The sequence below is a fragment of the Alteromonas sp. MmMcT2-2 genome, assembly GCF_022348305.1.
Taxonomy (GTDB): Bacteria; Pseudomonadota; Gammaproteobacteria; order Enterobacterales; family Alteromonadaceae; genus Alteromonas; species Alteromonas macleodii.
Window position 1 is genome coordinate 459,028 of sequence record NZ_JAKRFA010000001.1, and the last position, 26,853, is coordinate 485,880.

25 protein-coding genes are annotated in these 26,853 nt (G+C 46.6%); 11 read left to right on the forward strand and 14 right to left on the reverse strand.

All coding sequences use genetic code 11. The features are described from left to right. The first annotated feature begins 29 nt into the window (after nt 1-29). Nucleotides 30-350, forward strand: coding sequence for a hypothetical protein (locus tag MHM99_RS01935; protein WP_034819426.1), 321 nt, complete (start codon nt 30-32; stop codon nt 348-350). A 27-nt stretch (nt 351-377) separates the two neighbouring features. Further along, the gene (locus tag MHM99_RS01940) at nt 378-2,477 is read left to right on the forward strand and encodes a DUF262 domain-containing protein (RefSeq protein ID WP_239217937.1); all 2,100 of its coding nucleotides are present in this window, start codon (nt 378-380) and stop codon (nt 2,475-2,477) included. Between the two features lie 453 nt (nt 2,478-2,930). Here MHM99_RS01940 and MHM99_RS01945 read toward each other — a convergent pair whose 3' ends face one another. Beyond that, complete coding sequence (locus MHM99_RS01945; RefSeq protein ID WP_034819422.1) at nt 2,931-3,719, reverse strand: helix-turn-helix transcriptional regulator; 789 nt, start codon at nt 3,717-3,719, stop codon at nt 2,931-2,933. Between the two features lie 98 nt (nt 3,720-3,817). Here MHM99_RS01945 and MHM99_RS01950 point away from each other — a divergent pair, with 98 nt between their 5' ends. The 4 genes from MHM99_RS01950 (at nt 3,818) to MHM99_RS01965 (ending at nt 7,655) form a co-directional block, all read left to right on the forward strand. Continuing rightward, complete coding sequence (locus MHM99_RS01950; protein WP_233420303.1) at nt 3,818-5,029, forward strand: MFS transporter; 1,212 nt, start codon at nt 3,818-3,820, stop codon at nt 5,027-5,029. Nucleotides 5,030-5,360: 331 nt separating this feature from the next. Next, nucleotides 5,361-5,558 carry a helix-turn-helix domain-containing protein gene (locus MHM99_RS01955; protein WP_034819418.1) on the forward strand — a complete coding sequence of 66 codons (198 nt, stop codon included), beginning with the start codon at nt 5,361-5,363 and terminating at the stop codon, nt 5,556-5,558. A 15-nt stretch (nt 5,559-5,573) separates the two neighbouring features. Next, the gene (locus MHM99_RS01960; RefSeq protein ID WP_034819416.1) at nt 5,574-7,250 is read left to right on the forward strand and encodes a DUF927 domain-containing protein; all 1,677 of its coding nucleotides are present in this window, start codon (nt 5,574-5,576) and stop codon (nt 7,248-7,250) included. A 60-nt stretch (nt 7,251-7,310) separates the two neighbouring features. Beyond that, nucleotides 7,311-7,655 carry a helix-turn-helix domain-containing protein gene (locus MHM99_RS01965; protein ID WP_034819415.1) on the forward strand — a complete coding sequence of 115 codons (345 nt, stop codon included), beginning with the start codon at nt 7,311-7,313 and terminating at the stop codon, nt 7,653-7,655. Nucleotides 7,656-7,696: 41 nt separating this feature from the next. On the opposite strand, the gene MHM99_RS01970 is transcribed toward MHM99_RS01965, so the two are convergent. The 7 genes from MHM99_RS01970 to rpmH form a co-directional block, all read right to left on the reverse strand. After that, nucleotides 7,697-8,878: a site-specific integrase gene (locus tag MHM99_RS01970; protein ID WP_062361545.1), complete on the reverse strand. Its 1,182-nt coding sequence runs from the start codon at nt 8,876-8,878 to the stop codon at nt 7,697-7,699. Nucleotides 8,879-9,047: 169 nt separating this feature from the next. Further along, nucleotides 9,048-10,436, reverse strand: a complete 1,389-nt coding sequence (mnmE, locus tag MHM99_RS01975) for a tRNA uridine-5-carboxymethylaminomethyl(34) synthesis GTPase MnmE (RefSeq protein ID WP_239217939.1) — start codon at nt 10,434-10,436, stop codon at nt 9,048-9,050. 2 nt (nt 10,437-10,438) lie between these two features. Then, nucleotides 10,439-10,921, reverse strand: coding sequence for a YajQ family cyclic di-GMP-binding protein (locus tag MHM99_RS01980; protein WP_014977844.1), 483 nt, complete (start codon nt 10,919-10,921; stop codon nt 10,439-10,441). 64 nt (nt 10,922-10,985) lie between these two features. Beyond that, nucleotides 10,986-12,644, reverse strand: a complete 1,659-nt coding sequence (gene yidC, locus MHM99_RS01985) for a membrane protein insertase YidC (protein WP_049586373.1) — start codon at nt 12,642-12,644, stop codon at nt 10,986-10,988. 10 nt (nt 12,645-12,654) lie between these two features. Then, on the reverse strand, nt 12,655-12,903 hold the full coding sequence (gene yidD, locus MHM99_RS01990) for a membrane protein insertion efficiency factor YidD (RefSeq protein WP_014951464.1): 249 nt from the start codon (nt 12,901-12,903) through the stop codon (nt 12,655-12,657). Beyond that, nucleotides 12,888-13,247 carry a ribonuclease P protein component gene (rnpA, locus tag MHM99_RS01995; protein WP_015000154.1) on the reverse strand — a complete coding sequence of 120 codons (360 nt, stop codon included), beginning with the start codon at nt 13,245-13,247 and terminating at the stop codon, nt 12,888-12,890. The genes yidD and rnpA overlap by 16 nt, the downstream gene beginning before the upstream one ends. 15 nt (nt 13,248-13,262) lie before the next feature. Then, nucleotides 13,263-13,397, reverse strand: a complete 135-nt coding sequence (gene rpmH, locus MHM99_RS02000) for a 50S ribosomal protein L34 (protein WP_014290886.1) — start codon at nt 13,395-13,397, stop codon at nt 13,263-13,265. A 626-nt stretch (nt 13,398-14,023) separates the two neighbouring features. Here rpmH and dnaA point away from each other — a divergent pair. The 4 genes from dnaA to gyrB all read left to right on the forward strand — a co-directional run bounded on the left by dnaA (nt 14,024) and on the right by gyrB (nt 20,455). Next, entirely contained in the window at nt 14,024-15,679 is a 1,656-nt protein-coding gene (gene dnaA / locus MHM99_RS02005) for a chromosomal replication initiator protein DnaA (RefSeq protein ID WP_049586370.1), read from the forward strand. Between the two features lie 32 nt (nt 15,680-15,711). Then, the gene (gene dnaN, locus MHM99_RS02010) at nt 15,712-16,812 is read left to right on the forward strand and encodes a DNA polymerase III subunit beta (protein ID WP_012516526.1); all 1,101 of its coding nucleotides are present in this window, start codon (nt 15,712-15,714) and stop codon (nt 16,810-16,812) included. A gap of 125 nt (nt 16,813-16,937) precedes the next feature. Then, nucleotides 16,938-18,026, forward strand: coding sequence for a DNA replication/repair protein RecF (recF, locus tag MHM99_RS02015; RefSeq protein ID WP_039228901.1), 1,089 nt, complete (start codon nt 16,938-16,940; stop codon nt 18,024-18,026). Nucleotides 18,027-18,034: 8 nt separating this feature from the next. Next, entirely contained in the window at nt 18,035-20,455 is a 2,421-nt protein-coding gene (gene gyrB / locus MHM99_RS02020; RefSeq protein WP_239217941.1) for a DNA topoisomerase (ATP-hydrolyzing) subunit B, read from the forward strand. Between the two features lie 167 nt (nt 20,456-20,622). On the opposite strand, the gene MHM99_RS02025 is transcribed toward gyrB, so the two are convergent. From MHM99_RS02025 to glyQ, 3 genes are all read right to left on the reverse strand, one after another. Next, nucleotides 20,623-21,066: a hypothetical protein gene (locus tag MHM99_RS02025; protein WP_239217943.1), complete on the reverse strand. Its 444-nt coding sequence runs from the start codon at nt 21,064-21,066 to the stop codon at nt 20,623-20,625. 85 nt (nt 21,067-21,151) lie between these two features. Further along, the gene (glyS, locus tag MHM99_RS02030) at nt 21,152-23,230 is read right to left on the reverse strand and encodes a glycine--tRNA ligase subunit beta (protein WP_239217945.1); all 2,079 of its coding nucleotides are present in this window, start codon (nt 23,228-23,230) and stop codon (nt 21,152-21,154) included. Between the two features lie 2 nt (nt 23,231-23,232). Beyond that, complete coding sequence (gene glyQ / locus MHM99_RS02035) at nt 23,233-24,138, reverse strand: glycine--tRNA ligase subunit alpha (RefSeq protein ID WP_014947716.1); 906 nt, start codon at nt 24,136-24,138, stop codon at nt 23,233-23,235. Between the two features lie 146 nt (nt 24,139-24,284). Here glyQ and MHM99_RS02040 point away from each other — a divergent pair, with 146 nt between their 5' ends. Next, nucleotides 24,285-24,893: a DNA-3-methyladenine glycosylase I gene (locus MHM99_RS02040; RefSeq protein WP_156085682.1), complete on the forward strand. Its 609-nt coding sequence runs from the start codon at nt 24,285-24,287 to the stop codon at nt 24,891-24,893. 111 nt (nt 24,894-25,004) lie between these two features. Here the strand turns inward: MHM99_RS02040 and MHM99_RS02045 are convergent, their stop codons facing one another. The 3 genes from MHM99_RS02045 to MHM99_RS02055 all read right to left on the reverse strand — a co-directional run bounded on the left by MHM99_RS02045 (nt 25,005) and on the right by MHM99_RS02055 (nt 26,818). After that, nucleotides 25,005-25,466, reverse strand: a complete 462-nt coding sequence (locus MHM99_RS02045) for a DUF2489 domain-containing protein (RefSeq protein WP_039222303.1) — start codon at nt 25,464-25,466, stop codon at nt 25,005-25,007. A 19-nt stretch (nt 25,467-25,485) separates the two neighbouring features. Further along, the gene (yihI, locus tag MHM99_RS02050) at nt 25,486-25,989 is read right to left on the reverse strand and encodes a Der GTPase-activating protein YihI (RefSeq protein WP_239217947.1); all 504 of its coding nucleotides are present in this window, start codon (nt 25,987-25,989) and stop codon (nt 25,486-25,488) included. Between the two features lie 127 nt (nt 25,990-26,116). Continuing rightward, nucleotides 26,117-26,818 carry a class I SAM-dependent methyltransferase gene (locus tag MHM99_RS02055; protein ID WP_080986387.1) on the reverse strand — a complete coding sequence of 234 codons (702 nt, stop codon included), beginning with the start codon at nt 26,816-26,818 and terminating at the stop codon, nt 26,117-26,119. Nucleotides 26,819-26,853 lie beyond the last annotated feature (35 nt).

Sequence of the window (26,853 nt, forward strand, 5' to 3'; positions counted from 1 at the left end):
AGGTCGATACCGGCCAGGCAGAGGAAGAGGTGCAGTTATCGACACTGGTCGACAAGCTCAATGAGCGGTTTGGTACTGAGTTTACCCCGGCGGATCAGCTGTTCTTCGATCAGGTGAAGGAAACCGCCGTTGCCAACGAGCAGCTTCGCCAGGCCGTCATGGCCAACAGCCTGGAGAACTTCGAACCGGTATTTAACAAGCAGCTTGAGAACTTGTTTGTAGAGCGCATGGACGGCAACGAAGACATCTTCATACGCCTGATGAACGACGAGTCCTTCCGTAATATCGCTTCTCAGTACCTGATGCGGGCTGTGTATAACCAGGTCAAAACCAGCGTTGAGACGCAGTAACAGAACAAAAAAGGGATAACGTCCGTTATGAAAGCTACAGAAGCCAAGTTGCTCGACTTCCTGAAGAAGTCGCCACAATTTGTCATTCCGATCTACCAGAGAACGTATTCCTGGTCTGAACAGCAATGTCGTCAACTGTGGGACGACATTATGCGAGCCGGTACCAACGATGGTATATCAGCACATTTCATTGGCTCGGTGGTCTACATCGAGAAGGGGCTTTATCAGGTGTCCAGTCAATCACCATTGCTGGTCATTGATGGGCAACAGCGACTGACTACCACCATGCTGATTCTTGAGGCGCTATCTCGACACCTTGGGGACACAGAACCTCTGGAGGGGTTTTCGGCTAAGAAGCTGCGCAATTACTACCTGCTTAACCCGTTGGAAGACGGTGAGCGAGCGTACAAACTGCTATTGACCCAGACGGACAAAGAGAGCCTTCTGGCGTTGGTCACGCAGAAGCCGTTACCTGATGACGGTTCTCTTCGAATCCAGGAAAACTTCGAGTTCTTCAACAGCCAAATTCAGCGGCTTAACGGGGAACTGGAAACCCTCTGCCGGGGCCTTTCAAAGCTCATCATCGTTGATATTGCGCTGAGCCGAGACCAGGATAACCCGCAACTCATTTTTGAGAGCATGAATTCCACAGGAAAAGCTTTGAGCCAGGCTGACCTGATCCGGAACTATGTGCTGATGGGACTGGAGCCGAAGCATCAAACTCGGCTCTATCGCGATCACTGGCGTCCGATGGAGGTGGAATTCGGGCAAGAAGGCTATGGCGTTTACTTTGACAGCTTCATGCGCCACTACCTCACGGTTAAAACCGGGGAAATTCCACGGTTAGATGAGGTATACGAGGCTTTCAAACAGCATTCACGTCGCGCCGAAGTTGCGAGTGCTGGTGTCGATTCATTGGTTGCTGAAATACATGCTTTCGCTCGGTATTTTTGTGCGATGGCATTGGGGAAAGAAACAGATAAACAGCTCGGAATGGCATTTAAGGACCTGCGGGAACTAAAAGTCGACGTGGCATATCCGTTTCTGCTGGAACTTTACCATGATTACCAACAAGACAATCTGTCCCGAGATGACTTTCATAGCGCTATTCGGCTGATCGAGGCTTATGTGTTCCGTCGTGCCGTTTGTGCCATCCCCACAAACTCGCTGAACAAGAGCTTTGCGACCTTTCACAAATCATTGCAGAAGAACCGTTACCTGGAGAGCATCAAGGCTCACCTGCTCGGTTTGAAGTCATACAGGCGTTTTCCGAATGACGAAGAGTTCAAAAGGGAACTGGCAGTACGCGATCTCTATAACTTCCGCAGTCGGAGTTACTGGTTACGCCGCCTGGAGAATTTCGAGCGCAAGGAACGGGTTCCGGTCGACGAATACACGATCGAACACATCATGCCGAAGAATGAGAATCTGTCTGCTAGATGGAAGGATGAGCTAGGTCCGGAATGGAAGCGTGTGCATGAAACCTGGCTGCATACGCTGGGTAATCTGACTCTTACGGGCTACAACTCAGAGTACAGCGACCGAGCTTTCATCGAGAAGCGCGATATGCAGGGCGGATTCAAACAAAGCCCTCTACGGCTCAACGAGGGCTTGGGAGCTGTAGAAGCATGGAATGAGGACTCAATTAAGAATCGGGCCGCCAAGCTGGCCCAGGAAGCGGTGCGGGTTTGGGCGGCTCCGGTATTGCCGGACGAGATCCTCGATACCTACCGCAACGTGGCCGTCAAACCAGAAGCCTACAACCTTGAGGATCACCCTCAACTCGCAAACGGGACCCCAATGCGCGCTCTATTTGAGCAGCTCCGAAAGGAAGTCCTGGCGCTCGACACGAGCGTCACTGAAGAAGTCCTCAAGCTCTATATAGCGTTCAAAGCCGAGACGAACTTTGTCGATGTGGTCCCGCAAAAGACCCGTTTGCGACTGTCTTTGAATATGCCGTTTCACGAGTTGAGCGATCCGAAAGGGATGGCTCGTGACGTGACCAACCTCGGACGTTGGGGAAATGGCGATGTGGAAGTAGGGTTTAGTGAGGAATCTGAGCTTGCCTATGTAATGGGGCTCATTCGACAGGCGTTCGAAAAGCAGATGGGGAACGATGCTGATTGAGCGGTGAGAACAGCGCCCCGACAACTGGGGCGGAAAGTAGTGGCTGGATGATGACACTGAGTGAGAGTTCTCCAACAGCGGTAGGGGACTCTCCTGGAGAACTTTCCAATCGCTACACATACCTATCTGATTTGGATAACTTTGAGCTCATTCCATGCGCTCTATTAGGCGGCCTCTTGGAGATATGATCTGCACATACGCTATTAATCTGGATAAGTTGTCGTCGGAATCCCAGTGCGTGAGTTTTCCAAATCAGGTGGAAACGACGGGCTCTTAGTCCAATAACCTCCATGCCAGTGTTTCTGAGCCTGACCCATTCCGAAGAGCCTCGAAAAGGACTCGTTGCGCATTTCTTAATGTTTTCCAGAATCGACGTTTACTTATACGACGTGGATGGGGCTCTGAAAGGGCCTTTATAATATTTTATTTCTCTCCCGAAATAATTGCGTGCAACTACTCAATCCTCTGTGCATAAACAACCAATCGGAGATGACGATCAGCATCGACGGTCATTGAAGTGTGTTCAAAAGAGATAGTCTCACTCTCCATTTTCATATCCCTGACACCTTGACACGGGGCGTCAACATCATGGCGATTCCACCATTGCCTGAAGTCAGGAGAAGCCTTCTGTAAATTGGTAACCAGAGCCTGGATATCCGCTTCTTGCGTTGCGTGAGCGTAGTCTCGCCTAAAACTGGATAACATCTGAGCCGCCTGATTGTCCCAGTCAACCAGACGTTCGCGGAGAGCGGGATCTGTGAATAGCATCCAAAGCAGGTTGCGTTGCCCAGGAGGATGGCGATTGAAGCCAAAAAGCCGGTCGGCCTCCTCGTTGAAAGCCAACACATCCCACCGTAGGTTAAGTACATAAGTGCCGTGAGGCGATAAGTCTCTCATCAGCCTCAATATTAAAGGCGGAACTTTACAGTAAGTCTTGCCAGGTTCCGGCGGCAGCCTGTCATGAGCGAGCAAAAACAGATGCCTACGTTCGGCGGCATCCAGTTTCAGCGCTTGGGCCAAGTTATCGAGAAACGAGGAAGACGTACTAATATCTCGCCCCTGTTCGAGCCATGTATACCAAGTGAGTCCCACCCCTGATAGAGCGGCAACTTCTTCACGCCGCAACCCTGGTGTCCGTCTACGCCCCCCACTAGGGAGCCCCACGTCTGTAGGAGCCAGACGTTCTCGCCGTGATTTCAAGAAAGCAGCTAGCTCCTTTCTTGTACGCTCTAACTTACTCATGTGTTTCCTGTTGCTTTTAGTAATAGCATAAATGGTTAAATTGTAACACCTTAATGCTGCTTATAGAATGACGGCTTTTCCACTAGGAGAGTCTATTTATGAGCTCAAATAATGAAATGTGCGTCCCAGAGAGTGCGCCCACAATCACGACAAACTCGAATTCACTCATAGTTTACTTAATTGCTTTAGGCGCTTTTGCGCTGGGTATGGCTTCTTATGTTACCGCTGGGTTAATACCTCTGATTGAACAGTCTTTCGGAGTCTCCGTTGGCGTGGCTGCTCAGCTTGTGACAGCTTTTACTCTCGCCTATGGCATTGGGTCACCGATCGTTGTGGCTTTGTTACCAGGAAACCGGCAACGAAATGGGCTATTAGCTGCGCTTGGGTTATTTGTTCTGTCAAACGCTGCGAGCGCACTATCCACAGACTTTTACTTTCTGCTTGCTTTCCGTGCCTTAGCAGGGGTTGGGTCCGGTGTTTATCTTGCAATGGGGATCGCGATCGCGGCGTCACTGTCATCCTCAGCTCGTGGCAAAGCAATAGCTATTATCATGGGAGGAATGGCGGCAGGTACTGTTTTGGGCGTTCCGGGAGGACTTGTACTGGCGGAAAAACTCGGTTGGGCCTCCGCGCTTTGGCTGGTGACATTACTTGGAATGATAGCGTTTCTCGGGTTGGCTTGGCGACTACCAGAGCTGCCAAGTTCAGATGCCGTACCGTTACGTAAAAAGTTGTCCTTGTTGGTAGATGGTCAGGTAATCGTGGTCCTGTCAGTATCTTTGCTTGCCGCTATCGCCAGTTTAGGGATGTATACCTTTTTGGCTCCTCTTATGTCTTCTTCTGAATACGGGGACGTTGACTCGATCACGCCGTTTCTATGGGTTTGGGGGATTGGAGGTGTGCTTGGCAGCTTCTTAGTAGGACCTCTCGCTGATCGCGTTAAAGGACCCCAGATGACATTGGCTATTATGTTAATTCTGGCAATATCTCTGGCTATTCTACCAGTAGTTGCGTCCTGGAATGCTTGGTTGGCAATGGTGCCAATCATTCTGTGGGGGGCCGTTGGATGGGCACTGCAGGTTCCCCAGAATAATCAGCTGATTCATGTGAGGGAATCTAAGGGTGACGGAAATCTAGCTGTAGCACTTAATGAATCGGCTTTGTATTTAGGAAGCGCTATTGGTGCTGCGGCAGGTGGTATGGCTCTGGCGATGGATTTACCGATCTGGGCATTGCCTGTTGGAGCGGGAGCTGTGGCTGTAATTGGAGCCGTATTGCAGTGTATTAACGTCCGTAGAATTGGTATCTAACTCTGATTTCCTCAAACCTATTCCTATCCTGGCTAGGATAGGAATAGTGGCTGTGAATCAAAATATGATTCTGAGACCGGAGAATGACTTTCACATGTGAAAGCCATGCAGCTAACTTGGTCATTAAATGCACAAAACCCACTCATGTAAGCCCTAATTTTGCGATTATGACGTTCTTTTTCTGGTTTCTTGTGATTTTTATCTATTAATAATCAATGGCTTATTAGCCGACCTCTCCTTTGCGCCCTTTTTGGGCAATTCCGCGGTTCTCCCCTAAGACGAATATTTCCGATGATTGCTCCGAACGATTCACAACCGAACTGGAGTAGTCATGAAGAAACAATCAAATACCTCGACTGAGCGTCTACTGACTTATGAAGAAGTCTGCACCGTCCTGAAAACATCGCAGGCAACGCTGCGCCGCTATGTAAAACAGGGGCGGTTCCCGGCACCTGTGAAGCCGAATCCCCATGGGCGAGCCGTTCGCTTTCGCTACCAGGACGTAAAAGCGTGGCTGGACAAGCTGTGAGAGGAGCTGCGTGATATGCAATACAAACTGCAAGATGACGGGCTCTATGCCTTATCAGGGGACCATTGGCAGCGTGTCGGCGGCTGGATTCAGGTAATGGCTCGCACCAGGTTAACCGACAGGCGGCACGGACACGGAGCGTTGCTGGAATGGCAGAATTTCGATGGTGTGAAGCTACGCGAGGTCGTCTATGCCCGAGATCTCAACAGCGATAATGCCCGACAGGTGCGAGATATGCTGGTTGATACCGGTTATCCACTGACACCCGGGCAGGCAAGTTGGAGCCGGCTTCAGCACTATCTGTTGGAACAGATGGCTCTGGCCGAACCGGCGACGGTGGTTAATCGAACGGGTTGGCACGATGGAGTATTTGCCACCAGTAATTGGACTATCGGCTCCGCTGACGAGCCGCACCATTTCGTAGGCCAATTATCAGGCTCTGCGACGTTAGAGGAGTCTGGAAGTCTCAGCGACTGGCAGACTTATGTCGGTCAGCTATGCCGAGGCAACCCGTTAGCAATATTCAGTATTGGCACGGCGCTGGCTGCGCCATTGATTGCCTCTGCTGGGATGGAAAATGGCGCCATCCACTTGGTTGGAGCATCGTCGACCGGAAAGACCACCTTGTTGCAGTTGGCGGCTAGCGTGTATGGGGGAAACCGCTATGTTCGCAGTTGGATCTCAACCAGTAACGGGTTAGCGGCAGTCTCATCAGAGCACAACGACATGTTGTTGCCGTTAGATGAGATTGGCATGGCTCGCCCAGAAGACATCGATACGGCGATCTATCAGATCATGAACGGATCAGGAAAGTTACGGGCTAACGTCTCCGGCGAGCTGGCCGCGACCTCGCATTGGCGAACGCTGGTGTTGAGCAGCGGTGAAGTCTGGATTGCTGAGCTACTCCAGCAGATCGGTAAGCCGTTACGTGCAGGCCAGCAGATTCGACTGGTGGAGCTCCCAGTGTTTGGGACCTACGGCGCGTTCGATGAACTACACGGTCATAAGCACCCTCAGCAGTTTGTGGACGAGATGAAATCAGCTTGTCAGCGCTACCACGGCACCATAATTCGCGAGTGGATCTCTTTACTGACCGAGCGTCATGACGAGCTGAACAGCTACCTGAGTCACGAAATTGGTCGCCTAAGCGGTATTTGGACACGAGACCAGATGGCATCGCAGGTGCAACGGGTCATCAGGCGGTTTGCGCTCATAGGGGCGGCACTTTGTCTCGGTAGTAGGAATTTCATTCTCCCTTGGAGCGAGGAAGAGTCCTTGGCAGCCGTCCACCGAACCTTGAAGGCTTGGCTGGATAATAGAGGCCACTCCAGAAATTCGGAGGAATTCCGGCTTCTCAAAGCGCTGGAGCGGGCCATGAAAGTCTGGGAGCGCAGTCTCAGTGATATTGAACAAGCGAGTGGCCAGGGGGGAGCTGGTTTTCGACGCTCACACGAGGGACGCGAGTTGTGGTTGATCTATAAATCGCACTTCCTGAAGCGGCTCGGGCTGCCGACCCATTACATGAGGGAAGTGGAGGTGCTGTTACAGCGTGACTGCCTGGTGAGTAATGAGCGCTCCCGTGGGACCTACAAAACCAGAGTCAATGGAGATTTGCAGCGATTTTTCGCGCTCAGGCCTGACCAAGTTAGACGGCAACTTGAAGAACTGGAGAGGATTGAGCATGAGGACTGACACGGTGTTCCCAATTTCCCAGTTTTCCCACTTTGGTTATGGCGGTGTAGAGGTATAGCGATGACAGAAAAAGAAATGTTACAGCGAGTATTGCAGGACATGATGGTCCTCAAAAAAATCATTTTGGACCATATTAATGGTAGCAAGGCCCCGGAGGCCGACAAGGAGATCATGAGCCTTGAGGAGTGTGCGGAATACACTGGGCTGAAGAAAAGCACCCTGTACCAGTTAACCTCCCAAAAGAAGATCCCTCATTTCAAGCCAAATGGTCACCGGATTTTCTTTCGCCGCGCAGACACCTTGAAGTGGCTCCAGTCCAACCGGATCGCGACGGCGGACGAGATCGAGCAGTCGGCTGCTCAGCACCTGGTGAGCCACCGAAGACCAGGACGGCGGAGTGTTTGATGTGGGGCAGGAGGAAAGAGGGGCTGTGAAAGCCCCTCTCGTCACTTAGGCTCTCCGTCCAGTGTCTCCTCAAATATGTCAGGAAAACTCCTCATGGCCTCTGTACGGCGAGTTTCGAGTATGTCCGCGTAGATCTCCGTGGTTCTGAGCTCGCTGTGGCCCAGAAGCCGGGACAACGAGTAGATATCCACACCCCTGGCCAGTTGATTGACCGCAAAGGTGTGCCGTCCGGCATGGAAAGTCACACTCTTGGTGATACCCGCGCGCATGACCCATTGTGCCAACGCAACGTTGGTATAGGAGTCATACTTCAGACCCTTGAATACGCGATCACCTGGCTTTCCGCGATTCTCCAGATTCAACAATCTCACCGCTGAGTCTGGAAGATCCAGGTATTGCAGCGAGTTCCCGGCGTTCACCAGCTTCTTCTGCCGAAAAATGATGCGGTAGTGGCCATCGGCGAATTCCTCTATCTCACCCCAGACCAGCTTGTGGATATCTGACCAGCGAAGGCCTGTAGTGCAGGAGAACAGGAAAGCCCGCCTCAGCACGTCATACCGGCATTCGGCTTTGGTCAGAGCCCGGACCTCTTCCAGGGTCAGGTAAGTCCGTTTCGTGTTTTCCGGCTTGATGGACTTAACCTGTTGAACCGGGTTGTCGCGGACAATGCCGTCCCGATAGGCCTGGTTGAGCGCTGCCCGAACCTTGTTGAAGTAACTGCTGGTCGTGTTCTTGGCCAGTTTGGTACCGGATTTGGTGGTGGCTTCATGCTGAAGGTAGTGCCGAAACCCCTCCAGGAATCGCTTATCGACTTGTTCAAAGGTCAGTTCAGACAAGCCATGGTAGCGGTGCAGGTGATGACGGGTGGAGATCCAGATCGAATGGTTGGATTTGCTTCCGGAAGCTTTCTCGTCGGTCAGCTGGTCGAAGTAATCGAAGAAGCTGGCAGAAAGCTTGGTCCGATCATCCAATCCATGTCGTGACGACTCGCTTTCCAACAGCCGCTTTGCCCTGATGGCCTCAGCCTTCTGATTAACCGTCTTGTTGTGCTCACGCTCCGCCGGAAGGCGGGGTTTGTCGTAGAGGAACAGGTTCAGGGGCTCATACGAGCGCTTCTGCGCCCGAGAACCGTTCTGGCCTGTCTTGGAACCGTGGTAGTAGACCAGTCGCAAGGCACGGTGGCCGTTCTTGTCTGGTTCGCGTTTCTGGATAGTGATTTTCATGTTTGCTCCTTTTGTGCTCCGAGTGCTCCGAAAACTTATACTCGGAGCACACACGGAGCAAGAGGGGGCAAAACGGATCAAATTGCCTGCAAAGAAATAGAATAATTTTATTTATAAAACAAAGGCTTATTTGTATTTGATTGGATGCTTTTCGATCTTTTTGGCCGTTTCACTTCCCAATACAGAACGATGAAAAAATCTTACCAAGTAGGTCGTCTGACGTGAATTCACCGGTTATCTCACATAGTGCCTGGTGAGCCAAGCGCAATTCTTCAGCAAGCAACTCACCCGCCATAGCGTCATGCAGTTGTTGTTCGCCAGTGCTTACATAACTGTAGGCTTGGTCGAGTGCATCTATGTGTCGTCTGCGCGCAATAAATTGACCTTCAGTTGTAGTATCGAAGCCCATGGTTTTGGCCAGATGTGCTTTTAGCGTGTCGACGCCGCTACCTTCTTTGGCTGATAGATTGATAACTGAGATATCACCTTGCTCGGTGGCAACTGTACTTTGTCCAATATCTAAGGTACTAAGGTCGGCCTTGTTGCGAACTACGGTAACGGGGATGCCTTGTGGCAATCGGGCCATAAATTCTGGCCATATTTCATAAGGGTCGATAACAGCAGTTGCGGTAGAGTCTACAACGAATAATACGTGGTCAGCTTCATTGATAGCTTGCCACGCGCGCTCAATACCAATTTGTTCCACTTTATCTGGGCTTTCTCGAAGTCCTGCTGTGTCGATAATGTGAACAGGCATACCATCAATGTGAATATGCTCTTTAAGTACGTCTCGTGTGGTACCGGCTATATCGGTAACAATGGCGCTATCACGTCCTGCCAGGGCGTTTAATAAGCTCGATTTACCTGCGTTAGGGCGCCCCGCAATCACTACCTGCATACCTTCGCGTAACAAGGTGCCTTGCTTAGCCTGTTCGCGCACTTTGGTTAAGCTTTGCATAATTGCGCTTAAGTCACCTGATACTTTCCCGTCAGATAAGAAATCAATTTCTTCTTCAGGAAAATCGATGGCCGCCTCTACGTACATACGAAGGTGCACGATTTGGTTAGATAGCGTTTGAATTTGTGTAGAAAACTCACCCTGTAGCGAGCGCAACGCACTTTTGGCTGCCTGTTTAGAGCTTGCATCAATCAAGTCAGCAATCGCCTCTGCTTGAGCAAGGTCTAACTTATCATTTAAAAAGGCCTGTTCACTGAATTCACCTGGATTGGCAAGCCGGGCATGGCCCGTTGCAAGTACGGCATCAATCAGCATGTCCATGACAACTTGACCGCCATGGCCCTGCAGTTCAAGTACATCTTCACCGGTAAATGAATTAGGCCCTTTAAAAAACAGTGCTATGCCCTGGTCTATTACGCTGTTGTTAGCATCAACAAACGGCGTATAGGTCGCAAAACGTGGTGTTAGTGCGCTTGGTACTAACGCCTCAGCGATGGCTTTAGCCTTAGGACCTGAAACACGTACAATACCTACGCCGCCACGACCGGGCGCTGTCGCTTGTGCGGTAATAGTGTCGGTAGAAAGGGTGAGTGATTCCATAATTAGTCGCGGAAGTTCTTAAATTGGAAAGGTTGGCCTAAGTTCGACTCTTTAACCAGCGAAATCACTTGCTGCAAATCATCACGCTTTTTACCTGTTACGCGAAGTTCTTCGCCTTGAATAGCCGTTTGCACTTTGATTTTGGCGTCTTTCACCAGCTTCACAATCTTCTTCGCCATCGGCTGTTCAATACCTTCTTTAAAGGTAATGGTCTGACGGTAAGTTCTACCGTGTGCATCGTAGGGTTTAACATCCATAGATGAAGTGTCTACGTTACGTTTAGACATCGCCGTTCTAAACATGCTTTCCATTTGCTGAAGTTGGAATTCAGCTTCAGCTTTCATGACCACGGTTTTATCTTTGTACTCAAAGCTCGCGTCAATACCGCGAAAGTCGAAACGCGTTGATAGCTCACGGCTTGCGTTTTCAGTGGCGTTACGTACTTCTTCCATGTTGATTTCAGAAACAATATCAAATGATGGCACAGGTTATTCCTCTTAAGACAAAACAGCCCGCATAGGCGGGCTGTATAATTCATTGATCAGCGTGTTATTTACTGCTGATGCCCCGCTTCTCCATTGAAGCATAAATCATTTTGGCTTGAACCAAGGTAATCACGTTACTGACTAGCCAGTATAGTACCAGACCTGCAGGGAACCACAGGAAGAATACACTCATTGCTACCGGCATCCATTGCATGATTTTCTGCTGCATTGGATCAGTAATGGTGGTTGGCTGAAGTTTTTGCAATAGGTACATACTTGCGCCAGTTAGAATTGGCAGCACAAAGTATGGGTCTTTTGTAGAAAGGTCAGTGATCCAAAGCACAAAGTCTGCATGGCGTAGTTCAACACTTTCCATCAGTACCCAGTAAAGCGCAAGGAAGATAGGCATTTGCAGAAGAAGAGGTAAGCAACCGCCCATTGGGTTTACTTTCTCTTTGCGGTAAAGCTCCATCATAGCTTGAGACATTTTTTGTCTGTCGTCGCCAAAACGGTCTTTTAGCTGCTGCATCTTAGGTGCTAAGTTGCGCATACGTGCCATTGACTCGTATTGCTTCTTAGTTAGCCAGTACATCGCGCCTTTCACTACAATAGTGATAAGGATAATTGCCACACCCCAGTTATTAACTAGGCTATGAAGGAAGGTAAGAAGGGCGAACAGCGGCTGTGAAATCCAGAAAAGAATACCGTAATCAACGGTTAGGTCTAATCCGCGCGCAATTTTCGCTAGGCTTTCTTGATCTTTAGGACCCATGTAAAGGGTAGACGCAAGGGTTTTGGTTTCACCAGGCGCTACGCTCTCAGACGGCGATAATACACCAATTACCGCATACTGATTTTTCAGGTTACGAGAATAAAGCGTGTTAGTTTGCTCTTGTGAAGGTACCCATGCTGATACAAAGTAATGTTCAAGCATGCCAACCCAACCCGCTTTCGTGGTTTCGCGTAGGTTGTCATCTTCAATCTCGTCAAACGAGTACTTTTGATAACGGTCATCTTCCGTTGAGTAAGCGGCACCACGGTACGTTGGCATAAACATGTTGCTGTCGTCTTCAAACTCCATCACTTGCTTAAGCTGCGCATACGGCTGAACTGTTGCTGCGCTGCCGGTGCCATTTTCAACGTTATAGCTCACGTTTACGTCGTACTGACCTTTAGTGAAAGTGAAAGTTTTGGTAACTGACAAGCCTTGGTTGTTTTTCCATGTAAGAGGAATAACAAGGGTGTCGCCAGTCATTTCATAATAGTCACTTTGTGCATTATACACCGGGCGGCCACTGCTGCTTGCATCAGGCCCTTGAGCACCTATTAGGCCACTTTGCGCTACATAAAGACCGTTGCCAGAGCGAAGTAGGCTGTAAGGAATATCCGAACCTTGCTCTACCGGAAACTTCAGTAAGTCTGCTGATACTACATCGCCGCCTAGCAAATCGATGCGTAAATCAAGCGTATCGGTTTTTACTTCAATAATGCGGTTTGAGCTTTGCGCCGCTGCGATAGGTTGTGCAGCAGGAACGCTATCACTACTAGGTACATCTTCGCTGCCATTTTCATTAAATGACGGTACGCCTTGTGATGTCTCTTGCGTTTGTTGTTGCTCAACAGGCACAACTGGCTGTGGCCCATAATCTTTTTGCCATGATTGCCAAAGCAAAAAGCTAACTAGCGCAAGGCCAATTATCAGAAAACTACGTTGCGATTCCATAGAGGTCTCTTTATTTTGAGTGTTTATCTTGTTGTTTTTCCGGCACTGGATCATATCCGCCGGCATGCAAAGGGTGGCATTTTAATATGCGTTTAATAGATAACCAACCGCCTTTTACTAATCCGTGCGTTTTTAATGCGTCTATAGCATACCAAGAACAAGAAGGATGGAAACGACATCGTTGCCCTAACATAGGGGAAATGAACCATTGATAGAATTTTATCAATGCCAAAGGCACTGCAATTAAGAGTTGCCGCAACGCTTGTTTAATTTTTTCCATAGCTTGTCCAATGTAGCGAAAACTTCTTGGTTGCTAAGGTTGTCAGCGCCAGACTTGCCAATAACGATAATATCGACATTGGGTAAGTTGTGCTGTTTATGCCTAAAACTTTCTCTGACTAATCGCTTCAAACGATTTCTATCGTGAGCTTTACGGATACGTTTTTTCGCGAGCGTAATGCCTAAACGAGGAGTTGAAAGTGTATTTTTTCTGGCTAGGACAGTAAAAGAGGGAGATACAGCTGGGGTTGCGTTATCAAACACATAGGTAAAGTGGGTGGGAGTTAACAGACGTAACTCCCTAGAAAAATTATTCTCGCCCACTTTGGCGTCTTTCAATTAAGCTGAAAGACGAGCGCGGCCTTTTGCACGGCGAGCTGCTAGTACTTTACGACCATTTTTAGTCGCCATACGAGCACGAAAACCGTGAGAACGCTTGCGCTTTAGATTGCTCGGTTGAAATGTTCTTTTCATGACCAAAGTCTCACTTATATTTAGTTAAACATAGGCGTTTTTGGTAACACATTATGCTGTTGCCAGAACAATGTGGTGTTTTCACCAGAAAAGCCCATCGAAAAAGGACGCTGAATTCTAGAGATCTCGGGGCGTGCTGTCAATGCATATTCTCGCTTTTCGGATGAATAAGTGAACAATTTTTGCATTTTCTAATCGATAGCCTAATCGATAACGCAGTTTTCGTACAAATCGTCTGTGAATAACGCGTAAAATTTGGTTAGGTTATCCACAGTGCGTTGTGAAAAACACAGAGATATATATAAAAAGCAAGGTGATCTAACGGTTTTTTAGCACAAATTTAGAATGAATTTTTCTCGTTATAGTTTGATTTGATCTAAAAGAAAAAAGCTTGCTAATCAGTTGCTTGTTGTTTTGATCGAAAAGATCGATCGGGATCGCCATTTACATTGTGTTGATAAAGTAAGATAATCCACAGCGATTAAAACGATAACTTAATTTCTCGCTGCTACCCAACACTTCCAACGCTATTTTCTTCTAATGGCGCTTTTTAGTGCCTGCTTTCTTTATGCTTGGCTTTTCAGGAGTTGGTTTTTCTAGCGAGTTACGGGAGCTAACTACGTACCATGTCCTTGTGGAACCAATGCCTTGAAAGATTGCGTCAAGAATTACCAACGCAGCAGTTTAGTATGTGGATACGACCGCTTGTTTGTGAAGAACAACAAGGCGTGGTTGCACTCTATGCTCCCAATCGTTTTGTACTTGATTGGGTAAGAGACAAGTACCTGAATAATATTACCGCACTACTAAAAGAGTTTGCCGGAAGTGACGCACCACAATTGCGTTTAGAAGTGATGAATCGTCACAGCGTAAGCCGTAGTCAGCCTGTAAGTACCAGCGGATCTTCGCCTGCTCCAAATACGCCTAATAATCAACCAAGTAAGCCTAGTGCACCTGCGGGCGGTCAAGGGTATCAGAACTATAATCCTAGTAATCAGCCTGTTCACAGCGGCAGTAATGGGCAGCACACATCGTCTTATTCACCAATGTCGAATAGCGGTATGCCATCATCGGCAAGCCAAGCGGGTGATCAAGGACAAAACAATGCGTTTTCAAAATCACCTTCATACACACAGGGTATGGATCTAAATGATCGCGGTGCGCAAAACCACGACCGTAATGGATATAATGCATACGCAGATCAAGCGCCAAGATCGTCTACACCGCCGAAAGTGATCCCGATCCCTGAGGCGATGAAGCATAAAAGTAATATTAATCCGACTTATCAATTCGACAACTTTGTCGAAGGTAAATCTAACCAGCTAGCACGTGCGGCTGCAACTCAAGTTGCAAATAACCCAGGCGGTTCTTACAACCCACTGTTCATTTACGGTGGTACGGGCTTAGGTAAAACTCACTTATTACATGCAGTGGGTAATGGCATCGTAGCTAATAACGGTGACGCTAAAATTGTGTATATGCATTCAGAGCGTTTCGTGCAGGATATGGTTAAGGCACTACAAAATAACGCTATAGAGGACTTTAAGCGCTTCTATCGCAGCGTTGATGCGTTACTTATCGATGATATTCAATTCTTTGCTAATAAAGAGCGTTCACAAGAAGAGTTCTTCCACACGTTCAATGCGCTTCTTGAAGGTAACCAACAAATCATACTTACTTCTGATAGATATCCTAAAGAGATTGATGGGGTAGAGGATCGATTGAAATCGCGCTTCGGTTGGGGTTTAACTATTGCTATAGAGCCACCAGAGCTTGAAACCCGAGTGGCTATTTTGATGCGCAAAGCGGCAGAGAACCGGATTCACTTACCTAATGAAGTGGCGTTCTTTATAGCTAAGCGATTGCGTTCAAACGTACGTGAGCTCGAGGGTGCACTTAACCGTGTTATTGCTAACGCAAACTTTACCGGTCGCCCTATCACTATTGATTTCGTTCGCGAAGCGCTTCGAGACCTTCTTGCGCTTCAAGAAAAATTGGTAACCGTTGATAATATTCAGAAAACCGTCGCAGATTATTATAAGATAAAAGTAGCTGATATTTTGTCTAAACGACGTAGTCGTAGTGTGGCGCGTCCTCGCCAAGTCGCGATGGCGCTGGCCAAAGAACTTACCAACCACAGTTTACCTGAACTAGGAAACGCGTTTGGTGGACGAGACCACACTACGGTTTTACACGCTTGTAGAAAAATAGAGCAGCTAAGAGAAGAAAGTCATGATATAAAAGAGGACTATAAGAACCTCATTAGGACTTTGTCTTCCTAACACCACGACCTTAGAGGCGAGATAGCACTGCGATGAAATTTACTATAAGCCGCGAACAATTTTTACAACCCCTACAGTTGGTATCTGGTGCTGTAGAGCGTAGACACACACTGCCAATTCTTTCCAATGTTCTCATCAAAGTAAGTGAGGACGCACTTTGGCTTACTGGTACAGATTTAGAGGTAGAACTAATTTCTAGCGTGAAATTAGAAGGTGAATTCACGGAAGGTGAAATTACTGTTCCTGCTAAAAAGCTGTTTGATATTATTCGCGGTATTTCTGAAGGAACAGATATTCATTTCTCGTTAGACGGCAGCAAAGCACTTATTCGTGCCGGTCGAGGTCGTTATACGCTTTCTACTTTATCTGCCAACGACTACCCAAATTTAGAAGACTGGGAAGGTGAAGTTGAGTTTGAATTATCGTGCAGTGATCTAAAACGTCTTATCGATGCAACGAGCTTTTCAATGGCTCAACAAGACGTACGTTATTACTTAAATGGTATGTCCCTTGAAACGGAAGAGAATATCATTCGTACCGTTGCAACAGACGGTCACCGTCTTGCTCTTTGTCGCCTAAACTACGAGACCGCTTTGCCATCTCGTCAGGTGATTATTCCACGTAAAGGCGTGTTAGAAATTTCTCGTCTTATTAGCGAAGATGATAAATCTCTTAAGGTGCAAATAGGCGCCAACCATCTTCGAATTTTCTCAAACGATTTCATTTTCACTTCGAAATTAGTTGATGGCAGATTTCCTGATTATCGCCGTGTTTTACCTCAAAATGGCGACAAGGAAATTATTGCGAGTAAAGCCGTATTAAAAGAAGCATTTTCACGTGCGGCCATTCTATCTAACGAAAAGTTTAGAGGCGTACGATTAAACTTGTCTTCTGGTGAGCTTAAGATAACGGCTAATAACCCAGAGCAAGAAGAAGCGGAAGAAATCGTTGATGTTCAATATCAAGGTGACGATTTAGAAATTGGCTTTAACGTTGCCTATTTAATTGACGTATTGAATGCGCTTGGATCTGATGGTGTTAAAGTTAGCCTATCAGACTCAAACGCAAGTGCGCTAATCGAAGATGATGCTGATGACGCCGCGTTATACGTTATTATGCCAATGCGACTTTAGTCACTACTACATTAAGTGTTTGCAGCGTTTCGCATATTCCACGTTATTTTGTTATTTAAATTATCAATTCAAGAAGCGATGAGTGTTGATACTCCTCGCTTCTTTTCTTTCATCAGTGTGACCTCATGAAACTGGACCGCGTCCAGATTACACAGTTTCGTAATCTTACTTCCGTATCACTTTCTCCTTCACCAGCGTTGACTATCATTAAAGGCGTGAATGGGAGTGGAAAATCCTCGTTAATCGAAGCACTTTATTACCTGGGCTTTGGACGTTCTTTTAGAACAAATAAACACAGTTCGGTTATTCAAAATGAGAAGGACAGCTTCAGTGTTTTCGCGTCATGCAAAACTGAAGAAGGGGATGAATTAAAGCTAGGTTTTCAACGAAGTAGAAACGAGACATTCACCTGTAGTATTAACGGTGAACATTCAAATAAGTTATCAGATTTAGTTAGCTTGGTACCACTTCAACTTTTTACTCCGCAGAGTACTGACCTTATAATTGGTTCGCCTTCCGAGCGTCGACGTTTTTGTGATTGGGGATTGTTTCACGTGGAACATCAGTTTCAATCACTTGCTAATCAGTATGGTAAATTTTTAAAACATAGAAATGCCTTACTGAAACAGCAGGCAAATTTAAGCGCACCACAAAATCAATATTGGGAGTCTCAGTTCTCAGAACTAGGTGAATCTCTATCGGCTACGCGTCAGGAATATGTGGATACCCTTACGCCTATTTTTAAGCAATATGCGCAAGAATTTCTTCCTAACTTCGATGTGGAATTAAGTTACTATAAAGGGTGGGAAAAAGATGTCGGTTTATCAGAAAGCCTAGTTAAAAAACGTGAGTATGATGGTAAAATAGGACATACCTCTTCTGGGCCCCATAAAGCCGATTTAAGGCTTAAAGTGAATGGAGTAAACGCTCAGGAGCTTTTATCAAGAGGACAGCTTAGAATGGCTGTGGCAGCGCTTCAAATGTCACAGACTAAGCTATTTAATAAGGCAACGCAGCGTAAAAGTATCTTTTTACTTGATGATGTAGGTGCCGAACTAGATGCCGATAAAAGAGAACAATTTATTGATGGGTTGCTCAAAATGGATACGCAGGTTTTCGTTACTGCAATAGAATCCACGCAACTCGCTTTTATACAAAAATACAACGAAAAGAAAATGTTTCACGTGGAACATGGAAGCGTGAAAGAGGAGTAAAAGCTAGTATGTCAGCAGAGAACAACTACGACTCGTCCAGTATTAAAGTACTTAAAGGATTAGATGCCGTAAGAAAGCGTCCTGGTATGTATATCGGTGATACTGATGATGGTACCGGATTACACCACATGGTTTTCGAGGTGGTCGATAACTCTATCGATGAAGCACTTGCTGGACATTGTTCTGAGATTACTGTGCTCATTCACAGCGATGGCTCAGTATCTGTGTCTGACGATGGACGTGGTATACCAACTGAATTGCACTCAGAAGAGGGTGTGTCTGCAGCTGAAGTTATTATGACGGTTCTTCACGCCGGCGGTAAGTTCGACGATAACTCTTATAAAGTATCGGGCGGTTTGCACGGTGTAGGTGTATCAGTAGTAAACGCACTTTCAAGCCGACTGAAGCTTCGTATTCGTCGCGGTGGTAAAGCGCATGAACAAGAATATCATCATGGTGTTCCACAGGCGCCACTAGCCGTAACAGGCGATACTGACAAAACGGGAACTATGATCCGTTTCTGGCCAAGTTCAGACACCTTCACAGATACGCTTTACCACTACGATATTCTTGCTAAACGTCTTCGTGAACTATCATTCCTTAACTCTGGTGTGTCGATTCGCTTGAAAGATGAACGCGACGGTAAAGAAGACCACTTCATGTACGAAGGTGGTATACAAGCTTTTGTCGAATATTTGAATGAGAAGAAAACACCAGTTCACCAGAAAGTGTTTCATTTCAGCTGTGAACAAGAAGACGGTATTGCAGTAGAAGTAGCGATGCAATGGAACGATAGCTTCCAAGAGAACGTGTTCTGTTTCACCAACAACATTCCTCAGCGCGACGGCGGTACTCACTTGGCGGGCTTCCGTGGAGCGTTGACGCGTACATTGAATAACTACATGGAAAAGGAAGGCCTGAACAAAAAGGCTAAAACGAATGCCAGTGGTGACGACGCGCGTGAAGGTCTAACCGCAGTTATTTCTGTTAAAGTACCAGATCCAAAATTCAGCTCACAGACTAAAGATAAGCTTGTATCTTCTGAAGTTCGTCCAGCTGTTGAATCGGCAATGAATGAAAAGCTAGCTGAGTTCTTATTAGAAAACCCTGCAGAAAGTAAAATCATTGCGGGTAAGATTATCGATGCTGCTCGTGCTCGTGAAGCTGCACGAAAGGCCCGTGAAATGACACGCCGTAAAGGTGCGCTAGATTTGGCTGGCCTACCAGGTAAGCTAGCTGACTGTCAGGAAAAAGATCCTGCACTTAGTGAACTATACATAGTGGAGGGTGACTCTGCGGGCGGTTCAGCTAAGCAGGGTCGTAACCGTAAAAACCAAGCTATTCTTCCGCTTAAAGGTAAAATACTAAACGTTGAGAAAGCGCGTTTCGATAAGATGCTTTCTTCGCAGGAAGTTGCGACGCTAATCACTGCACTAGGTTGTGGTATTGGTCGCGACGAGTATGACCCTGAAAAACTACGCTATCACAGCATCATTATCATGACCGATGCTGACGTGGATGGTTCTCACATTCGTACACTTCTACTCACATTTTTCTATCGTCAAATGCCTGAAATCATTGAGCGTGGATATGTATATATTGCACAGCCTCCGCTTTACAAAGTGAAGAAGGGTAAACAAGAGCAGTATCTTAAAGATGACGATGCGTTAACTAACTACCTAACATCAATCGCCATTGACGGTGCGTCTTTGCACACCAGCGATGAAGACCCAGGTATTAGTGGTGTAGGGCTTGAAAACCTTGTTAAGCAGTACCAATCGGTAGAGAAGATGATTGCACGTATGAAACGTCTTATGCCTGCATCTATCCTCTACAGAATGCTTTACACGCCTACGCTAAACCTTGAAGACCTTAAAGATCAATCTGCACTAGAGCATGTGGCGAAACACTTCGTAGAGCAGCTTACAGAGCGCGAAAACGATGGTGCTACATACCGTTATGAAATTCGCACTGATGCTGAGCTTAGCGAGTACTACATTACAATCATTATGCGTATGCACGGTATCGATTATGAGTACGTTATCGATCATGAGTTTATCGAGTCGTCTGAATATCAGCGCCTTAAAGAGCTTAACCTTGCTATCAATGACATGATGGGTAAAGACGCTTACATCCAGCGTGGCGAACGTAGACAGCCAGTTGAGTCTTTCAAAGAAGCCCTAGAGTGGCTAATGAATGAAGCGAAACGCGGCCAATACATTCAGCGCTATAAAGGGCTAGGTGAGATGAACCCTGAGCAACTATGGGAAACCACCATGGACCCAGAAAGCCGCCGTATGCTTCAAGTTACCATTGAGGATGCCATTGGTTGTGACCAGCTGTTCACTACATTGATGGGTGACCAAGTTGAGCCTCGTCGAGAGTTTATTGAAGCTAACGCGCTGAAAGTGGAAAACTTAGACGTGTAGAGCTTTTAGCTATTTGAAAAAAGCGACCAACGGTCGCTTTTTTTATGCCTGAGCTCAGGTGAATTACTCGTATAAAACACAGAACTTTTCATTGGCATTGAATGTGAGGCAAGAGTCTTTCCAATGAAAAAGGAATAGTGAATGCCGCTACTACACGGCACTCAAGTCTAAATTTTAGAAACAACCAAGGCGACCTCCCCAGCACTTGCTGCTGTTACAGTAAAGCGATAGGTGCCTGTTGACGAGGGGGTAAATTGCAAGTTCTCTGAGCCCTGTTCACAGACTAAATAAACAGTGGAGCCTATCATTACAGGCTGCCCTTTATACTTGCCGCCACAGCTTTGTGAAGGCGTCCATTTTGCATCTGACAACCTAAAATCATAAGGTTGTCCGTCGGCTATGAGTTCAACGTCCACTGTCCAGCCTGAATTTGATCGTTTGAACTTGTAACTTGGGTCAGCCTCCCACCAGTTAAATACACCTCTTAGGAACATGTTTTCGAATTGAATGCGAGGCACGTCCGGTGCTATTTCTGGAATTTTAAAACTTCCACTGCTTGAGCATGCTGAAAGTGCTATGCACATAGAAGCAATAGTTAGTAACTTTTTCACAGCGTCTCCATTTATAAAAAAAGCCCAACGTTAAGGCTGGGCTTTTTGTTTTTCGCAGCATAAAACCGCGTTAACTCTTACTAGCCTAAGACTTCGCGAGAATAGATATATCTGCGGTAGTAAGGAAAAGTTGCCTTAAAAGCGACAGTAAAGCAAGTCGGTTATTCTTAACCGCTTCGTCATCAGCCATAACCATTACGTTATCGAAGAAGTTATCGATTACATTACGTAAGGTTGCAAGCGCAGTAAGAATACGCGTGTAGTCCTGTGAAGGAACAGCAATATCAACTTCTTCCTGTGCGGCTTTCAGCTCAACATAAAGCGCTTTTTCAGCTTCTTCGGCTAACAGTGACTCATCAATATTCACTGTGTCTGTCACTTCAACGTTCTGCTTAGCAAGGATGTTTGCAACACGCTTGTTAGCGGCAGCTAGCGCTTCGGCTTCTTCCAATGCTCTGAACTTATCTACTGCATGAACTCGGGCTAAGTAGTCAGCTGGCTTAGTAGGGCGACGAGCAGCAACGGCCTGAATAACGTCAATGGCGATAGCTTGATCTTGTAGGAGCGCAGTAAATCGACCCAATACAAAATCAACAACCTGAGATTGTGTTTCAGCATTCGTTAACTTATCGCCATACACATCGATAGCTTTGCTTACTAGCGTTTCAAGATCTAGCGGCAGTGACAGCTCAGTGACAATACGTAGTACACCGATAGCTGCACGACGAAGCGCGAATGGGTCTTTATCACCCTTAGGTAACTGGCCAATACCAAAAATACCCACAAGAGTATCTAGTTTGTCAGCAAGCGCGACCGACGCGCTAACGCCAGAACTAGGAAGTGCGTCACCAGCAAAACGCGGCATGTATTGTTCATACAGTGCTTCTGCAACAGGCGCATCTTCACCGTCGTTTAGCGCATAGTATTTACCCATAACACCTTGAACGTCTGGGAACTCCATAACCATGTTCGACATCAAGTCGGTTTTAGCTAGAAGACCTGCTCGTGCAGCTTGTGTTTCATTCGCATCTATTTGCGACGCAATAAACGCCGATAGGGCAGATATACGCTCAGACTTTTCTTTTAGCGTACCAAGCTGTTTTTGGAACAACACGGTTTCTAAACTTTCAAGGCGGCTTTCTAATGTCGTCTTTTTATCGCTGTTAAAGAAGAACTCAGCGTCTGCAAGACGAGGGCGGATAACCTTTTCATTGCCAGAAATAACTTGAGACGCATCGCGACTTTCGATATTCGTTACAAATAAGAAAATGTTTGAAAGTGCACCATCGCTATCTAGCAGCGGCACATATTTTTGGTCGTCTTTCATGGTATAGATAAGCGCTTCTTTCGGTACTGCCAAGAAAGCCTCATCAAACCCAGCTTGAAGTACAACCGGCCACTCTACAAGTGACGCGATTTCTTCCAGTAAGTCTTCATTATAGTCTGGCTTAAGCGACAAGCTTTGCGCTGCGTCTTCAAGCTGCTGACGCACTTTATCTTTACGCGCCTCAAAATCTGCCAGCACATATTGTTGCTCTAGGGCAGAGGCGTAATTGTCAGCATAATCCAGTTCAAAGCGACCTTCGCCGTGGAATCGGTGACCCTGAACAACGCGGCCGCTTGTTAGGCCCAATACAGAAACGTTAACCACTTCGCTTCCGTAAAGCACGCAAAGGGTGTGAACCGGGCGTATAAACTGAGTGTTGTAATTACCCCAACGCATTGGCTTTGGAATAGGTAGCTTGCTTACTGCTTGGTTTATCAGCCCTTCTAGAAGCTCTGCAACTGATTGCCCTGGAACGTGGGCTTTATGAAGTAACCACTCTCCTTTGTCAGTTACAAGACGCTCTGCGTCAGCAACGTCAATGCCGTTACCGCGAGCCCAACCTTGTGCTGCTTTAGTAGGGTTACCGTCGGCGTCAAACGCGGCTGATACTGCTGGGCCGCGTTTCTCTACTACTTTGTCAGCCTGACCTTCAGCAAGACCTGAAACATAAACGGCTAAGCGGCGAGGGGCTGCAAACCAGCTGACTGAATCAAAGCTTAAGTCAGCTTGCGTAAGCGCAGCTTCAAACTGCGTGGCGAAGGCTTCACCTAAAGACTTAAGCGCTTTTGGTGGGAGTTCTTCAGTACCTAATTCAACTAAACAATTTTCTGTACGCACGCTTATGCCTCCTTGTTACATAGTGGGAAGCCAAGTGCTTCACGTGCTTGGTAATAGCTTTCTGCACACGCTTTAGCTAGCGTTCGAACGCGAAGAATATAGCGCTGGCGTTCAGTCACTGAGATAGCATGACGAGCATCAAGCAAGTTAAATGCGTGTGACGCCTTCATAACCTGCTCATAGGCAGGAAGTGGAAGGTTGTTTTCGATAAGCTTTTTGCTTTCTGCTTCACATTCGTCGAAGGTTCTAAATAAGGCTTCAACGTTGGCGTGTTCGAAGTTATACGTCGATTGTTCTACTTCGTTTTGATGGAACACATCGCCATAGGTCACTTTGCCCATAGGGCCGTCAGTCCAAACCAGGTCGTAGATACTATCTACACCTTGAACGTACATGGCGAGTCGCTCTAAGCCGTAGGTAATTTCGCCGGTAACAGGCTTACATTCAAGGCCGCCTACCTGCTGGAAGTAGGTAAACTGAGTTACTTCCATACCGTTTAGCCACACTTCCCAACCTAGACCCCATGCACCGAGCGTGGGTGATTCCCAGTTGTCTTCTACGAAGCGAATGTCATGAACCAGCGGATCGAAACCTAACTCTTTCAAAGAGCCCAAGTACAACTCCTGAATATTGTCAGGTGAAGGCTTAAGCATTACTTGGAACTGATAGTAATGTTGTAAGCGGTTTGGGTTCTCACCGTAACGACCATCGGTCGGTCTACGGCACGGTTGAACATAGGCGCTACTCATTGGCTCTGGACCTAAAGAACGTAGGAACGTCATAGGGTGAAAAGTACCGGCACCCACTTCCATATCCAGAGGCTGAATAATAACGCAGCCCTGACGCGCCCAATAATCTTGAAGCGCAAGGATCAACCCTTGAAAGGTCTTAATATCGTATTTCTGCATACATCCGCTGCTTATTAGTTATCTGACTTAAAATAAAGGTGGGATAGTATACAATTTGTGAGGCATAGTATGTAGGTGTAAAGGGTGAAAAAACGTCACGAATAAAGCCAATATGCCACTTCACAACAAGGATTTAATCTTAAGCCATGCCCAATCAAACAAAAATAGAAAAAAATACGCCTTTGCATCGCTGCGGTTGGGTAAGCAGCGACCCTATTTATTTAGCGTATCATGATAACGAATGGGGTGTACCCGAGCTAGATAGTCGCGCGTTGTTTGCTAAGTTATGCCTCGATGGACAACAGGCTGGTTTATCTTGGCTGACCATTTTGAAAAAACAGCAGAATTTTGAACAGGCATTCTATCAGTTCGACCCTGAGAAAATTTCGAAGATGGGCCCCGCTGATGTCGACAGACTTATGCAAGACAGCGGCATAATCAGAAACAAGCTCAAAATAGAGTCGGTTATCAAAAATGCCAAGGGTTTTTTAGCTATCGAAGCGTCGCAGCCATTCAGTGATTTTATTTGGCAATTTACAGATGGACGTACGGTCATTAATGCATGGGAAGACTTCAGGCAAGCACCCACATCAACTGATGCGTCTAAAGCAATGTCAAAAGCACTTAAAAAGCACGGATTTAATTTTGTAGGTGAAACGATTTGCTATGCTTTTATGCAAGCTGTGGGTATGGTCAATGACCACGAAGTAGGGTGTCATTGCTACGAACGTACCTGCGAGCTCGCGATAAAGTGACATAGGCAAAGGTAACCGGGTTAAAAAATGGCCGACTACATACTGTACTCGGCCATTTTCGATATTGATTGCATCAGTTTTTATCTTTTAAATCAGCGTAGCGCTTACTCGTTATTTAGTGGCTACGAGTGTCTCACAATACGCCTTCAGCGGTGGTAATTCGTCCAGCACCTTAGATTCGTATTCCGATTCAATCTGCTCGCGAGCGATATCTTGCTTTCTTCGCTCATTCTTAGGTAGCTGTTGCCTTGCTTCTAAAATTGCAAAACCGCTTACCTCTGTGAATAGTGCATGAATGTTGGGATACTGCGCTTTAAAATCAGGCGGAGTACTTATTGGAAGCGCGTTAAGCAAGTTCACGATGCGAATTACGCCTTCTGACAAATCACATTGCTGCTGCTCCATCGCCTTAGCTATTACTATAATACTGTCGGTTATAGTGGCTACGCGCGACTGCCTTGCCGCTTCTTGTCGCTCTTTTTGTTGTTTTAACATAAACAGCAGTTTGCCTGCGTAAAAACCTAGCGCAAGAATAATTAGTAGCGCGATGCCTGAAAGTACTGCCCAAAGCATGACTCTTTCCCGTTTTTTATTAGTGCTTAAAGTCGTCGATATTAATAGCGTCTAAATCATTAAACGGATCCATATCGTCGTCTTCATCATCCTCTTCTACTATTCCTAATAGGTCACAAAGAATGCGGTGGCGTGCCATCTTCTCGTCGACATAAGCTTGTTGCTCACGGGTGAGCGGTTTATCGTCGTCAAGTTTGTCGAGTAAATCTGACAAGCGTTGATCTGCTTCAAGCGCTGCCAGTTCTTGGGCTGGTGTGGCGTACTTTTTCTTTTGAGCAGGGGTGGGCGTCACTGCTTTTACAAGCTGAATAGGCTTTTTACTGCCGTGGCGCGGATCTTTATTCTCAGCACTCTTTTTGCCCGTCACTTTTTTATGTTCAACATTGTGGCGATTACCAGCGGGCTTACCTTTATGCTTTTTAGGGCGAGGCGAGTCTGATTTACGGTTTTCGCTTGGTTTAAAGTCAGGATCTTTACGAACGCCGATTAGGCCGACTTTACGTGATTTCTTTGAACGTGCCATAATTTCCAAATAACAAAGAGAGTGAAAAAACAGCGCTATTATAGCGCGAATTAGTGTCTACGTATTGATCTTTGGGTATGCAGTGCAAAATCAATACGGGGAACATAAAGTATTACGGGGATTTGTTTCAGCGCTTTCTCAATAGAACGACATCGCTGGCAGGAAAAGTGACATCATAGCCATCTCGTTGTGCCAAATATTGAAAGGTTGCTTCGCTGAAAAAGCTAACGTGGGTGACGTCGTTTTTATAGTGCCAATTTGCAAACCTGGCTTTATCAAGTACGCGCTTGGTCATGATGGCAAGAACGCCACCAGAAGCTACAAGTTTGTTAAATAGCGCCCATTCCACATGAGGGGCGTGAAAGTGTTCTATAGCCTCTGTACATGTCACTATGTCATAGCTTTGCTCAAGTACCGATAAGTTGTGTGCATAGAAGGGATCGTACATATTCATCCTAACGCCTTCTTCTTCCAGCATACTTGCTAAAACAGGCGCAGGGCCACAGCCAAAGTCTAGTCCTCGGAGTTCACCAAATTTCATGTCTTTTATAAAAGGTGTAAGTGGCGTTAAAACCTTTCCTAAAAACTTTCGATACCCTTCGTCTTCAAAGCTATTCTCGTGAAGGTCATATTCCTGCTTTTCTACTTCTTTAGATGGTAAGAATTCAGGAGAAACATAAACGAGTTTGCATTGATTACATTGAAGGTAATCGCGCTTTTTATCTGAGTGATAGTGAGATGGCGCGTTAGCGCTTTTGCATAAAGGACAGTACATAGGAAAGTGAACAATAATAAGGGGCTTAAAAAAGAAAAAGGTGATGGTTCTCACCATCACCTTACATTGTATGAGTGTCAGATGACACC